Source organism: Massilia sp. DD77 (assembly GCF_036961685.1).
Taxonomy (GTDB): Bacteria; Pseudomonadota; Gammaproteobacteria; order Burkholderiales; family Burkholderiaceae_D; genus Telluria.
In genome coordinates this window covers 1-13,541 of sequence record NZ_JBAMDH010000065.1, presented here as the reverse complement: position 1 = coordinate 13,541, position 13,541 = coordinate 1, and the positions used below count along the sequence as shown (strand labels likewise).

The following is a 13,541-nucleotide window of genomic DNA, read 5'->3' as shown; positions in this document are numbered from 1 at the left end:
ATACGATGTCGAAATGCTAATGTTAGCGTTTTTGTAGTATAGTCAAGATAGGCGGAGTGTGCGTACTCCGCCACAGCGCAGCACGGCCGTGCTGCCAAGTTATCCAGGAGTATTAGATGCATGTCGATCCGACGGCAGCGGTATCCGTGCCGTCCAACGATTTTTTCCTCGCCCGCCAGCCCATCCTCGGCCGTGACCAGCATCTGGTTGCCTTCGAGCTCTTGTTTCGCGCGGCCGGCGAAGACGACGACGCCAAGCTGACCGATGGCGCCGCGGCGACCGCCGCCGTCATTTCCCATGCTTCCCAGCTGGGCATGGAGCAGGTGGTGGGTGAGCAGCTGGCCTTCGTCAACGTCGACGAAGTGGTCCTGATGAGCGACTTCGTCCGTTTCCTGCCGGCCCACAAGGTCATTCTCGAGATCCTCGAGACGGTGCAGCCGTCCGAGAAGCTGCTGGCGCGCGTCGCCGAGCTCAAGGAACTGGGCTTCAAGTTCGCGGTCGACGATGTGATCGAGCACTCGGCCGAGCTCGATAAGCTGGTGGAGCTGGTCGACGTGATCAAGGTCGACGTCAAGGGCATGCCGCCCGAGGCGCTGGCGCGCCTGGCCGATTCGCTCAAGGGCACCGGCAAGAAGCTGCTGGCCGAGAAGGTCGAAACCCTGGATGAATTCCGCCTGTGCATGGAACTCGGTTTCGAATACTTCCAAGGCTATTACTTCGCGCGTCCGGTGATCCTGACCGGCAAGAAGATCACGCCGTCGGAGATGGGCATCCTGCGCCTGCTGGAGCTGGTCAATTCGAACGCCGACAGCCAGGCGATCGAATCGGCGGTCAAGCGCGACGCCCTGATCAGCCTGAACCTGCTGCGCCTGGTGAACAGCCGCGCCGCGCCGGGGCCGCAGATCGAGTCGCTGTCGCAGGCGCTGACCCAGCTCGGGCGGCGCCAGCTGTCGCGCTGGCTGCAGATCCTGGTCTACACCTCGGCCGGGGCCCAGGCCGACCTCGACTCACCCCTGCTGCAGCTGGCCACGACGCGCGGCAAGCTGCTCGAGATCATGACCCAGCACGTGCGTCCGGGCGACACGGCCAGCGCCGACCGCGCCTTCACGGTGGGCATCATGTCGCTGGCGGATGCGCTGTTCTCGGTGCCGATGGCGGACATTCTCGACAACGTCGAAGTGGCCCACGACGTGCGCGCGGCCTTGCTGGACCGGGAAGGGGATTTCGGCCTCATGCTGCACGTTGCCGAGTTGCTGGAGGCGGCCGATTGCGGGCGCAAGCTGGCGACGGCGCTGAGAAGGGTGGGATTGACGGTGGCCGAGATCCGGGAGATCGAGCTGGCGGCGTTTAATTGGGTGCGCGAGCTGACGCACGACGTGCACTAAGCGTTGCTGTAGTGGTTTGCTTGCAAGCTTGGGTCCCCGCCTTCGCGGGGATGACGGTTTTTCGGCTAGCGGCTCATGGCAAACTTTTTCGCGTTAACGCATGAACGTCATCCCCGCGAAGGCGGGGACCCAAGTCCGCTCCGCAGCTACCAGCTTGATTACTGCCCCAACAACAAAAACACCGTCGGCTTCTTATGAAACTCCGGCGCCTTCCCTGAGGCCAGCTGCGCCCTCCACTTCGCCGCCGTGAGCGTCTTCACCGATTCGCTGGACAGCGTCAAATCGGTCGCCACGCAAATCAAGGTCCCTGGCTGGCAAGCCGCCACCAGCGCCTCCAGCATCGCCCCGTTGCGGTAGGGCGTCTCGATGAACAACTGGGTCTGCTTCTCGCTGCGCGAGCGCGCCTCCAGCTGCTGGATGCGCTTGGTCCGCTGCGCCGCATCGGTCGGGAGGTAGCCGTTGAAGGCGAAGCTTTGCCCATTCAGCCCGCTGGCCATCACGGCCAGCAGCAGCGAGGACGGCCCCACCAGCGGCCGCACCGGAATCCCGTGCTGGTGGGCGAGGCGCACCAGGTCGGCGCCCGGGTCGGCCACCGCCGGCACGCCCGCCTCGGACACCAGGCCGGCATCGCGCCCGGCCAGCAGCGGCGCCAGCAGCTGGTTCAGCGCCTGCGCGGGCGTGTTGACGTTCAGCTCGGCGATCTCGATGTCCTGCAGCGGTTTCGCCAGCGGATGGTCGATCGCCACCAGCTTCAGGAAGGCGCGCGCCGTCTTGGCGTTCTCGGCCACGAAATAGTCGAGTTGCGAGGTGACGGACTGGACCTGGGTGGGGAGCAGGGCGGAAAGGGCGCCCGAGGTCGGTTCGACCGGGCCAAGGGTATTCGGGATCAGGAAAAGCGTGCCAGCCATAAATACACTATATAAAAAGGTCAGGTGGCACTCAGGTGCCACTCAGGTGCAAAAAAAAGCGGACGCCCGCGCGCCGCAGCATGCCGGTGAGGGCGATCAGGGGCAGGCCGGTGAGGGCGGTCGGGTCGGAGGAGTCGATGCGTTCGAGCAGGGCGATGCCCAGGCCTTCGTTCTTGGCGCTGCCGGCGCAGTCGTAGGGCTGCTCGATGCGCAGGTAGGCGTCCAGTTCGGCGTCGGGCAGGTCGCGGAAAGAAACGAATACCTGCACATTCTCCACCTGCGCGGCCCTGGAAGGGTCGGCCACGCGCCCATCCCACAGGCACAGGGCCGTATGGAACACCACCTGGCGCCCGCGCATCAGCTGCAGCTGGGCCAGGGCGTGCGCATGGTCGCCGGGCTTGCCGATCTGCAAACCGTCGAGCGTCGCCACCTGGTCCGAGCCGATCACCAGCGCACCGGGATGCAGGGCCGCGATGGCCGCCGCCTTCCCGCGCGCCAGGCGCAGGGCGGTGTCCTGGGGCGCTTCGCCGGACAGCGGGGTTTCGTCGATGTGGGGTGCGATGGACTCGAAGGGCAGGCCCAGGCGGGCCAGCAGTTCGCGCCGGTAGGCCGAGCTGGAAGCAAGGATTAGACGCGTGGACGGGGAACTTGGTATCATGTCGGCCGGGTAGGGAAAACCATAGGGAAAACAACCAGATAGCTGCTTCCCGACAAGCAAGTCCGATGAAAGTCGAGCCTGCCGCAACAGCGCAGCGCCCAGCGCCTAAAAAACAGCGCAAGTTTTTGACTCTGCAGCGAGAAGCCTGTTATTATCGCAGGTTTTCCGGGGAACCTTCCAAATGAGCGCTTTTGTCATTGACGCATTTGAGTTTTGTCGGAATGACGGGCAGCGAGAAGGCACGACGCCCGTGGCTGAAATGCCCCGGCTGGCAGCCGATTGCGCCGACCGGAGCGGCGAGATCCGCTGGTCCATCCAGGGCGGGCGGACCCGCCAGGGCTACCCGTCGATGACCCTGTCGGTGGCTGGTCCCGTGCAGCTGGTATGCCAGCGTTGCCTGCAGCCCTTTGCTTACGAGATCGATTCGTCCACCATGCTGGTGCTCGGCAAGGACGACGAGGAAGCCGACCAGATCGAGGAGATCCTCGACGACGAGAGTATCGACGTGATTGTCGGCAGCCATGCCTGCGACATCCGCGAACTGCTCGAGGACGAAGCCCTGCTGGCCCTGCCGCAGGCACCGAAACATGACGTTTGTCCGGACACCAAGCTCGTGGACAGCGTAAAGACCGACAAGGTTTCGCCGTTCGCCGGCCTCAAGAATCTCAAGTCAGAGTAATCAGTACAGAATTTGTAGTACCGCAGTGGCAGTCCAAGACGGTAGTACGCAAAGAACGTGTCAAACGCGTGCAGCAGTCGAGTATGGCAGTAGGCAGTAGATGTAGGCAGCGTTAAAACATGTCGGCATTCGTGGAGCATCATTCTAGGAATTGCCGGTGGGATACTCGATGCGCATGTATTTGCAAGTCGAATGTGTTAGAATTTTAGAACTTATGTATTAGGAGTCATCATGGCAGTTCAACAGAATAAGAAGTCCCCTTCGAAGCGCGGCATGCACCGTTCGCACGATTTCCTGACCGCGCCGAACCTGGCAGTCGAGCCGACCACCGGCGAGACCCACCTGCGTCACCACATCAGCCCGAACGGCTTCTACCGTGGTCGCAAAGTCCTGAAGACCAAGAACGACGAGTAATCGCCGTCTTGTCTTTCAGTACCATGAAAGCGGTGCAACGTAGGTTAACTTCGTGGCGCCGCTTTTTCTTTGCGTGTTACCCCGTATTCGGCTGCAATTCTAGCTTGCATACCGTCATTTACACTCGCGCGGACTCCGGCCGGCCTTGCGCCAGGCCCCGATCCCATCTTGCCGCCCGCTGTGCGTAACTTGCGGCAACTTCCCGACAAATGACAATTAAAATTTCCATCGACTGCATGGGCGGCGATCACGGCCCCTCAGTTACTATTCCGGCAGCCCTTTCCTTTCTAAAAAAGCAAGCTGACGCCGAACTCATCCTGGTCGGCGCAGAAGACGTGCTGCGCGCCGAACTCAAGAAATGCCGTGCGGAGACCCATCCGCGCATCTCGATCAAGAACGCGACCGAAGTGGTCGCCATGGACGATCCGGTCGAAGTGGCCCTGCGCCGCAAGAAGGATTCGTCGATGCGCGTCGCCATCGAACTGGTCAAGGACGGCAGCGCCACCGCCTGCGTCTCGGCCGGCAACACCGGCGCCCTGATGGCCGTCTCGCGCTACGTGCTCAAGACCATGGCCGGCGTCGACCGCCCGGCGATCTGCTCGATCATGCCGAACGAGAAGAACGGCCCCACCTACATGCTCGACCTCGGCGCGAATGTCGATTGCGGCCCCGACCACCTGCACCAGTTCGCCATCATGGGCTCGGTGCTGTGCTCGGCCATCGAAGGCATCGAGCGTCCGACCATCGGCCTGCTCAACGTGGGCACCGAGGACATCAAGGGCAACGATGTGGTCAAGGCAACCGGACTCTTGCTGCGCGCCGACCACGAGCGCGGTAAACTCAATTTCTTCGGCAATGTCGAAGGCAACGACATCTTCAAGGGCACGGTCGACGTGGTGGTCTGCGACGGCTTCGTCGGCAACGTCACCCTGAAGGCGGCCGAAGGCCTGTCGCGCTTCGTCAAGTCGGTGTTCAAGCAGAGTGTGTGGTCGATGGCGGGCGCGCTGCTGGCGCGTAGCGCCCTCAAGAAGCTGAATCCCGAGCGCTATAACGGCGCCGGGCTGCTGGGCCTGAAAGGCCTGGTGTTCAAGAGCCATGGCGGCGCCAACGCCTATGCTTTCGAATGGGCGCTCAAGCGTGCTTACGAGGCCGCTGCCCACAATGTACAAGAGCAGCTGTCGGCCCTGATCGCCGAACTGATGCCGTCTCCGGACCCCGAGCGCCAGGCTTGATCGGCCTCGCTCAATCAAATAGCAGGATGGTGGAGCAATGACTGTATATAGCAAAATCACCGGCACCGGCAGCTACCTGCCGGCCAAGCGTGTCAGCAACGAGGAACTCGCGGCCCAGCTGGCCGAGAAGGGCATCGAGACCTCGCATGACTGGATCGTGACGCGCAGCGGCATCGAGGCGCGCCACTATGCGGACGCCACCGAGAATTCGTCCGACCTGGCCGTCAAGGCCGCGCGCAAGGCGCTCGAGATGGCCGGCAAGCAGCCGTCCGACATCGACCTGGTGATCGTCGCCAGCTCCACCCCCGACTTCCACGGCAGCTTCCCCAGCACCGCCTGCATCGTGCAGCAGAAGCTCGGCATGGAAAACAACAGCGCCGCCTTCGACGTGCAGGCCGTGTGCAGCGGCTTCGTCTATGCGGTCTCGACCGCCGACGCCTTCATCCGCTCGGGCATGCACAAGACCGTGCTGGTGATCGGCGCCGAGATCTTCTCGCGCATCCTCGACTTCTCGGACCGCACCACCTGCGTGCTGTTCGGCGACGGCGCCGGCGCCATCGTCATGGAAGCCTCGAGCGAGCCGGGCGTGCTGGCCTCCAAGCTGCACGCCGACGGCCGCCATTCGCACATCCTGTCGGTCCCGGGCAACCTGGCCCAGGGCGCGATCGCCGGCAGCGGCTTCCTCTACATGGACGGCCCGGCCGTGTTCAAGCTGGCCGTCACCGTGCTCGAGGAAGTGGCCCACGAAGTGCTGGGGATGGCGCAGATGCGCCCCTCCGACATCGACTGGCTGGTGCCGCACCAGGCCAACCTGCGCATCATGAAGGGCACCGCCAAGAAGCTCGACCTCCCGATGGAGAAGATGGTCGTGACCGTCGGCGAACACGGCAACACCTCGGCCGCCTCGATCCCGCTGGCGCTGGACCAGGCCGTGCGCGACGGCCGCATCAAGAAGGGCCAGAACGTGCTGATGGAAGGCGTGGGCGGCGGCTTCACCTGGGGCGCCGCACTGGTGCGCATGTAATCGCGCACCGCCTGCGCGATTCGGAACAACCCAACAAGGACAATAAGAAGATGAGCAAATTCGCTTTCCTGTTTACCGGGCAGGGCGCCCAGGCCGTCGGCATGCTGAACGGCTTCGCCGGCAACCCGGTCGTCGAGCAGACCGTCGCCGAAGCGTCCGACGCCCTGGGCTTCGACCTGGCGCGCCTGATCGCCGAAGGTCCGAAGGAAGACCTCGACCTCACCACCAACACCCAGCCGGTCATGCTGACCGCCGCCGTCGCCGTCTACCGCGCCTGGATCGCGGCCGGCGGCCCGGCGCCATCGGTCGTGGCCGGCCATAGCCTGGGCGAGTACTCGGCCCTGGTCGCCGCGGGCGTGATCCCCTTCAAGGACGCCGTGCCGCTGGTGCGCTTCCGCGCGCAATCGATGCAGGACGCGGTGCCGGTCGGACAGGGCGGCATGGCCGTCATCCTCGGCTTGCAGGCCGACGACGTGCGTGCAGTGTGCGCCGAAGCCGCCCAGGGTGACGTGGTCGAGGCCGTGAACTTCAACGAGCCGACCCAGATCGTCATCGCCGGCCACACCGCGGCCGTCGAGCGCGCCTGCGAGATCGCGAAGGCCAAGGGCGCCAAGCGCGCCATGAAGCTGGCCGTCTCGGCGCCGTTCCACTCGTCGCTCCTGAAGCCCGCCTCGGACCGCCTGCGCGGCTACATGGCCAAGCTGAGCTTCGCCGCGCCGCAGATCGCCGTCATCAACAATGTCGACGTCGCCGTCCTGAACGATCCTGAACAGATCAAGGACGCCCTGGTGCGCCAGGCCGCCGGCCCGGTGCGCTGGGTCGAGACCATGCAGAAGATGGCCGCCGAGGGTGTAACCCAGGTAATCGAATGCGCCCCGAGCAAGACCCTGATCGGCATGGCCAAGCGCATCGACCCGGTACTGGCGGGCGAAGCCCTGGTCGACCAGGCCGCGCTCGAGCGCGTGCTGGCCTCGCTTGGCTCGGCACAGCAGGCCTGAGCGTAAAGTTTTTTCAGTTAGCCCATGAACGTCATTCCGGCGCAGGCCGGAATCCAAGTTTTGCGTCAGCTGTCGCGACGCTGAACTTGGGCCCGGCCTCCGCCGGAGGCGGCAGGCTTGTGCAGGCTGTGGCTGCACGAGCTGGAACCCCATTTGATAAGAAGAGGATGAAGAGATGAATCTGGAAAACCAAGTCGCCCTCGTCACCGGCGCATCGCGCGGTATCGGCAAGGCCATCGCGCTCGAGCTGGCGCGCCAGGGCGCGAAAGTGGTCGGCACCGCCACCACCGAAGCCGGCGCGCAGGCCATTTCCGAGTACCTGGGCGAATTCGGCGGCAAGGGCGTGGTCCTGAACGTCACGGACGCCGCCCGCTGCGGCGAAGTGGTGGACGAAGTGCAGAAGGGCTTCGGCAGCCTGTCGATCCTGGTCAACAACGCCGGCATCACCCAGGACAACCTGGCCATGCGCATGAAGGACGAGGAGTGGGACAGCGTGGTCGCCACCAACCTGACCTCGGTCGGCCGCCTGTCGCGCCTGGTGCTGCGCGGGATGATGAAGGCCAAGCACGGCCGCATCATCAACATCACCTCGGTGGTGGGCGCCTCGGGCAATCCGGGACAGATGAACTATGCCGCCGCCAAGGCCGGCGTGGCCGGCATGACCCGCGCCCTGGCGCGCGAGATCGGCAGCCGCAACATCACCGTCAACTGCGTGGCGCCGGGCTTCATCGACACCGACATGACCAAGGCGCTGGGCGACGACCAGCACGCCGCGCTGCTGGGCCAGATCCCGCTGGGCCGCCTGGGCAAGCCGGAAGACATCGCGCACGCCGTGGCCTTCCTGGCCGGTCCGCAAGCCGCTTATATCACCGGCACCGAGCTGCACGTGAACGGCGGCATGTTCATGAATTGATGGGATAATGACGGGCTTGCGTATTCGCTTGTAAAAAGCCGGTCCAATCCCATCTTTTAGCAGGAAATTCGGACGAATTAGCAGCAATCGCCGAAAATAGTTTTTCAAGGCGCAAACCTGATAAAATGCGCGCACTTTCCGCAACACATACCTTAATGGAGCCAAAACATGTCGGATATCGAACAACGCGTTAAAAAAATCGTCGCTGAGCAACTGGGCGTTGCCGAAGCAGACATCAAAATCGAATCCTCGTTCGTTGACGACCTCGGCGCTGACTCGCTGGACACCGTGGAACTGGTGATGGCACTGGAAGACGAGTTCGAAATGGAAATCCCTGACGAACAGGCTGAGAAGATCACCACCGTCAAGCAGGCAATCGACTACGCTACCGCGCACGTCAAGGCCTAAGCTGTCGCTATAAAAGTTTCTGGGAGAATCGCTTGAGCCGTTCACGCAACCGCCGTGTCGTCGTTACTGGCCTGGGCTGTATTTCACCGATCGGCAACACCATTGCCGAGGCGTGGAGCGCGGCCCTGGCAGGTAAGTCGGGCATTGCCAGCATCACCAAGTTCGACGCCACGCCGTTTACGACCCACTTCGCCGGCGAAGTGAAGAACTTCAACGTCGAAGAGTACCTGCCGGGCAAGGAAGGCCGCCACATGGATAGCTTTATCCATTACGGCATGGCGGCCGGCATCCAGGCCCTGAAGGATTCGGGCCTGGAAGTCACCGAGGAAAACGCGGACCGCATCGGCGTGACCATCGGTTCGGGTATCGGCGGCCTGCCGATGATCGAAGCCACCAAGGAAGAGTACACGGCCAAGGGCCCGCGCCGCATTTCGCCGTTCTTCGTGCCGGCCTCGATCATCAACATGATCTCGGGCGATCTCTCGATCAAATTCGGCCTGCGCGGCCCGAACCTGGCCATCGTGACGGCCTGCACCACCGGCCTGCACTGCATCGGCGCGGCGGCGCGCCTGATCGAGTACGGCGATGCCGACGTGATGGTTGCCGGCGGCGCCGAATCGACCGTCTCGCCGCTGGGCCTGGGCGGCTTCGCCTCGGCGCGCGCGCTGTCGACCCGCAACGACGATCCGACCACCGCATCCCGTCCGTGGGACAAGGACCGCGACGGCTTCGTGCTTGGCGAGGGCGCCGGCGTCATGGTGCTGGAAGAGTACGAGCACGCCGTCAAGCGCGGCGCCAGGATCTATGCGGAAGTCATCGGCTTCGGCATGAGCGCGGACGCCAACCACATCACCTCGCCGGTCGAGGATGGCAGTGGCGCGGGCCGTTGCATGGTCACGGCGCTGAAGAACGCCGAACTGAACCCGGACCAGGTCCAGTACGTCAACGCGCACGGCACCTCGACGCCGCTGGGCGACGTGGCGGAAGTGCGCGGCATCAAGCGCGTCTTCGGCGACCACGCCCGGAACATGGTCGTGAACTCGACCAAGTCGATGACCGGCCACCTGCTGGGTGGCGCGGGCGGCCTGGAATCGGTGTTCACCGTCCTGGCCATCCACAACCAGGTCTCGCCGCCGACGATCAACATCTTCAACCAGGATCCGGAATGCGACCTGGACTTCTGCGCCAACACGGCGCGCGAGATGAAGATCGACTACGCGGTCAAGAACTCGTTCGGTTTCGGCGGCACCAACGGTACCCTCGTGTTCGCTAAAGTCTAAGCTGAACTAAAAAACGCCCATCCCTGTCTAAGGGGATGGGCGCCTGCCTCATCCGGCGTTGGCCATCCTGGCCTGTGCTCAGCCGGCGCTGTTTTCCTTCCTCATCCCATGCCGATCACGGTGACAGCCCTTGTCGCGCCGTCGCGCCGCCTGCGCATGCTGCTGGCCGCCTTCTGCGCGTCCCTGTTCGCGGCTTCCCTTGCCGTGTGCTTCGTGCTGCCCGCACAGTTTGCGCCCGCGGCCTGGCTGCCCTTGTTGCTTGCCGGATGCGCCATCGGCCATGCCTGGCGCGCTGCCGGCGCGGACCTGCGCCGGATTGATTTTTCTGGAGTCGGGCGACTACGCCTGACGGTACAACGGAATACGCGCTCGCCGTTCACGACTGCGGTGTCCGCGACCGTGTTGCCCGGGGCCACGGTCTGGCCGTGCTGCATGCTGCTGCGCCTGCGCGCCGACGACACCGGCGCCGTGTGGCGCCTCGTGCTGCTGCCGGACAGCATGGCGCCCGGCGCCTACCGTGCATTGGCGGTCGCACTGCGCGCCATGGGTGCCGGAGCCAGCACAAAAATACTTTGAACTTATTGCAGTGGGCCAACTCTTAAGCAAGGGGGCCGGCTGCAGCCGATGGGGCAGGGGCCGTGACGACAGAACGCGAGTGTGATCAGCTGCTGGTGGAGCGCGTCCAGGCCGGGGACCGGCAGGCGTTCGACCTCCTTGTGGCCAAGTACCAGCGCCGCCTGATGCGGCTGGTGTCGCGCCTCGTGCACGATCCGGCCGAAGCGGAAGACGTGGTGCAGGAAACCTTCATCAAGGCGTTCCGGGCGCTGCGCCATTTTCGCGGCGAATCGGCCTTCTATACCTGGCTTTACCGAATAGGAATCAACACCGCAAAGAACTATCTTGTAACCCAGGGCCGCCGGGCGCCGACCTCGACAGAGACTGATGCCGAGCGTGCCGAAGGGTTCGACGACGCAGACAGCCTACGCGACATCAACACACCGGAATCTATGCTCGCCAGCAAGCAGATCGCTCACACGGTCAATGCCGCGATGGAAGCACTGCCACTGGAGTTGCGCACGGCAATCGTTCTGCGGGAAATCGAAGGACTGAGCTATGAGGAAATCTCCGAAGTGATGGCGTGTCCCATAGGTACCGTGCGCAGCCGGATCTTCCGCGCGCGCGAAGTCATCGCCGAGAAATTGCGACCTCTACTCGATTTCCCGGTTGACAAACGTCGCTAGGTAGCGAGATCGTACACAAACGCAGCACATCTTGAACATACCGAACGACACGCTGATGGACACCAACAAAAAAATCCGCGAACCCATCTCCGCCCTGGGCGACGGCGAACTGCCCGAGGCCGACGTGGAGCTGGCGGTCGCCGCCCTGCAAGAGCCTGGCGGGCGCGAGGCCTGGGACCTGTACCACCGCATCGGTGACGTGCTGCGCGCACAGCCGGTGCCCGATTTGTCGCCCGGGTTTTCAGCGCGCCTCGCCGGCAGGCTGGCGGATGAACCCATGCCGGTGAAGCGGGTCGTGGCGGGCGATGCCACCGAGGCCGCAGCGGTGCCGGTCCTATCGAATCCCGCGTCATCGTAGGGTTGGGGCTTCGCCGCGGACGCGGGATAGCTGGCCGTACATCATCGTAGGGCGGACGGGCTTCCCGTCCACGCGCGATACGCATCACGCGCATATCGCGTCCGTGCCGGCGATGGTCGAACGCGTGGGCGTCCGTCATGCAGGCCACTGGCCTGGATTGCCCCGCCCACTCAACGATCCGCGCTGCCTTTCCCAGAACCGCCCGGGCGCGCATCCACCAACCATCCCCGCGTCGGCGGCGTCGCCGCCAACCCGACGGCCCACGCAAGCGCGCCGGAGCGCGCGCCGCGACAAAGCGCCGGTTTTGCCTTACCATTCAGTCAATCTCAGCCCTGTCCATCGACGCTCCATGCCCAGCAAAACCGCCACCCTGATCCTGTCGGCACTGCTCCTGTCCGGCTCCTCCATCCTTGCCATGCTCCCGGCCCACGCCACCGGCGCGGCGCCGGTCCCGACCCCGGTGGTCACCGGCTTGCCGGACTTTACCGACCTGGTCGACAAGGTCGGCCCGGCGGTGGTCAATATCCGCACCACCGAGCGCGTGCGCGCGGGCGGCGGGGTGCCGGGCGAGGAGGAGATGCAGGAATTCCTGCGCCGCTTCTTCGGCGGCCAGATGCCCCGTGGCGGCGGCCGCCGCGGGCCCCAGCAGGCGCCCGAGGAACAGGAAGTCCAGCGCGGCGTCGGCTCCGGTTTCATCATCTCGGACGACGGTTTCGTGCTGACCAACGCCCACGTGGTCGAAGGCGCCGACGAAGTCACCGTCACCCTCAACGACCGGCGCGAATTCAAGGCCAAGGTGCTGGGCGCCGACCGCCGCTCCGACGTGGCCCTGCTCAAGCTGGCCGCCGCCAACCTGCCTTACCTGCGCACCGGCGACTCGAGCAAGATCCGGGTCGGCGAATGGGTGGTGGCGATCGGCTCGCCCTTCAACCTCGACAACACCGTCACCGCCGGCATCATCTCGGCCAAGTCGCGCGACACGGGCGAATACCTGCCCCTGATCCAGAGCGACGTGGCGGTCAATCCGGGCAACTCGGGCGGTCCCTTGATCAACATGCGCGGCGAGGTGATCGGCATCAATTCGCAGATTGCGACCCTGTCCGGCGCCTATAACGGCATCTCCTTCGCCGTGCCGATCGACGAAGTGATGCGCGTGGCCGACCAGCTCAAGAAGACCGGGCGCGTCACCCGCGGCCGCCTGGGCGTGCAGATCAGCGAAGTCACGCGCGACGTGGCCGAGTCGCTCGGCCTGGGCAAGGCGCGCGGCGCCGAGGTGTCGATGGTCGAGCAGGGCGGCCCGGCGGAAAAGGGCGGCATCAAGGTCGGCGACATCATCCTCAAGTTCAACGGCCAGCCGATCGAGACCACCCGCGACCTGCCGCGCCTGGTGGGCGCATCGAAGGTCGGCAGCCGCGCCACCGTCACCGTGTGGCGCCGCGGCGCCCAGCTCGAGGTGCCGGTCACCATCGTCGAGCTGCAGGACGAGAAGTCGACGCCGGCGCGCCCCGCGCCCAAGAAGCCGGCGCCCGGCGCCGCGCCGAACGCCCTGGGCCTGAACGTGTCCGGCCTCAGCGCCGAGCAGCACCGCGAGCTCGGCGTCGAGGGCGGGGTGCTGGTCGAGGATGCGCAGGGCAATGCCGCCACCGCCGGCATCCGCCCGGGCGACGTCATCCTGCAGGTGAACAACACGCCGGTGACGAGCGAAGCCCAGTTCAACGCCCTGGTCGGCAAGCTCGATCCCAAGAAACAGGTGGCCGTGCTGGTGCGGCGCGATGCCGTCACCCAGTTCCTCGTGATCAAGCCGCGCCAGTGATGGAGGCCATTCCATTCACCCTGTATTCGCGGGTCTGGTGCCATTTGTGCGAGGACATGCTGGCCGCTCTCAAGGCCCTGGAGCAGCCCGGCCGGCCGTTCGCGATCACCGTCCTCGACGTGGATGCCGACCCGGCACTGGAAGCGCGTTTCGACGAGCTGGTGCCGGTGCTGTACGGCGATCCGGCAGGGGAGGAGCTGTGCCATTACTTCCTCGACCGGGAGAAGGTC

16 protein-coding genes are annotated in these 13,541 nt (G+C 64.7%); 14 read left to right on the top strand and 2 right to left on the bottom strand.

Annotated features, from left to right (window positions below; all coding sequences use genetic code 11):
- Window positions 1–116 precede the first annotated feature (116 nt).
- The gene (locus V7778_RS24240) at window positions 117–1,385 is read left to right on the top strand and encodes an EAL and HDOD domain-containing protein (RefSeq protein WP_335560082.1); all 1,269 of its coding nucleotides are present in this window, start codon (window positions 117–119) and stop codon (window positions 1,383–1,385) included.
- A gap of 158 nt (window positions 1,386–1,543) precedes the next feature.
- On the opposite strand, the gene V7778_RS24235 is transcribed toward V7778_RS24240, so the two are convergent.
- Together V7778_RS24235 and V7778_RS24230 are read right to left on the bottom strand one after the other, a co-directional pair.
- Entirely contained in the window at window positions 1,544–2,293 is a 750-nt protein-coding gene (locus tag V7778_RS24235; protein WP_335560079.1) for an SAM-dependent methyltransferase, read from the bottom strand.
- A gap of 31 nt (window positions 2,294–2,324) precedes the next feature.
- Window positions 2,325–2,951: a Maf-like protein gene (locus V7778_RS24230; RefSeq protein WP_335560077.1), complete on the bottom strand. Its 627-nt coding sequence runs from the start codon at window positions 2,949–2,951 to the stop codon at window positions 2,325–2,327.
- A gap of 181 nt (window positions 2,952–3,132) precedes the next feature.
- On the opposite strand from V7778_RS24230, the gene V7778_RS24225 reads away from it, so the two are divergent.
- From V7778_RS24225 to V7778_RS24165, 13 genes are all read left to right on the top strand, one after another.
- Window positions 3,133–3,630, top strand: a complete 498-nt coding sequence (locus V7778_RS24225) for a YceD family protein (protein WP_335560076.1) — start codon at window positions 3,133–3,135, stop codon at window positions 3,628–3,630.
- A gap of 231 nt (window positions 3,631–3,861) precedes the next feature.
- Entirely contained in the window at window positions 3,862–4,044 is a 183-nt protein-coding gene (gene rpmF, locus V7778_RS24220) for a 50S ribosomal protein L32 (protein WP_005666806.1), read from the top strand.
- 209 nt (window positions 4,045–4,253) lie between these two features.
- Window positions 4,254–5,276: a phosphate acyltransferase PlsX gene (plsX, locus tag V7778_RS24215; protein ID WP_335560059.1), complete on the top strand. Its 1,023-nt coding sequence runs from the start codon at window positions 4,254–4,256 to the stop codon at window positions 5,274–5,276.
- A gap of 37 nt (window positions 5,277–5,313) precedes the next feature.
- Window positions 5,314–6,300 carry a beta-ketoacyl-ACP synthase III gene (locus V7778_RS24210; RefSeq protein ID WP_335560057.1) on the top strand — a complete coding sequence of 329 codons (987 nt, stop codon included), beginning with the start codon at window positions 5,314–5,316 and terminating at the stop codon, window positions 6,298–6,300.
- Between the two features lie 50 nt (window positions 6,301–6,350).
- Window positions 6,351–7,298: an ACP S-malonyltransferase gene (gene fabD, locus V7778_RS24205; RefSeq protein ID WP_335560055.1), complete on the top strand. Its 948-nt coding sequence runs from the start codon at window positions 6,351–6,353 to the stop codon at window positions 7,296–7,298.
- A gap of 175 nt (window positions 7,299–7,473) precedes the next feature.
- Window positions 7,474–8,211, top strand: a complete 738-nt coding sequence (gene fabG / locus V7778_RS24200) for a 3-oxoacyl-ACP reductase FabG (protein ID WP_335560053.1) — start codon at window positions 7,474–7,476, stop codon at window positions 8,209–8,211.
- A 168-nt stretch (window positions 8,212–8,379) separates the two neighbouring features.
- The gene (gene acpP, locus V7778_RS24195; RefSeq protein ID WP_020653257.1) at window positions 8,380–8,619 is read left to right on the top strand and encodes an acyl carrier protein; all 240 of its coding nucleotides are present in this window, start codon (window positions 8,380–8,382) and stop codon (window positions 8,617–8,619) included.
- Window positions 8,620–8,651: 32 nt separating this feature from the next.
- A complete protein-coding gene (gene fabF / locus V7778_RS24190; protein WP_335560039.1) occupies window positions 8,652–9,899 on the top strand; it encodes a beta-ketoacyl-ACP synthase II in 1,248 nt (415 codons plus the stop codon).
- Between the two features lie 108 nt (window positions 9,900–10,007).
- Window positions 10,008–10,475: a protein YgfX gene (locus V7778_RS24185; protein WP_335560037.1), complete on the top strand. Its 468-nt coding sequence runs from the start codon at window positions 10,008–10,010 to the stop codon at window positions 10,473–10,475.
- 62 nt (window positions 10,476–10,537) lie between these two features.
- Entirely contained in the window at window positions 10,538–11,140 is a 603-nt protein-coding gene (rpoE, locus tag V7778_RS24180) for an RNA polymerase sigma factor RpoE (RefSeq protein WP_335560035.1), read from the top strand.
- 31 nt (window positions 11,141–11,171) lie between these two features.
- Window positions 11,172–11,498: a sigma-E factor negative regulatory protein gene (locus tag V7778_RS24175; protein WP_335560032.1), complete on the top strand. Its 327-nt coding sequence runs from the start codon at window positions 11,172–11,174 to the stop codon at window positions 11,496–11,498.
- 349 nt (window positions 11,499–11,847) lie between these two features.
- Window positions 11,848–13,311 carry a DegQ family serine endoprotease gene (locus tag V7778_RS24170; protein WP_335560030.1) on the top strand — a complete coding sequence of 488 codons (1,464 nt, stop codon included), beginning with the start codon at window positions 11,848–11,850 and terminating at the stop codon, window positions 13,309–13,311.
- On the top strand, window positions 13,311–13,541 hold a 231-nt coding region (locus V7778_RS24165), incomplete at its 3' end, for a glutaredoxin family protein (RefSeq protein WP_335560028.1). The genes V7778_RS24170 and V7778_RS24165, both read left to right, overlap by 1 nt.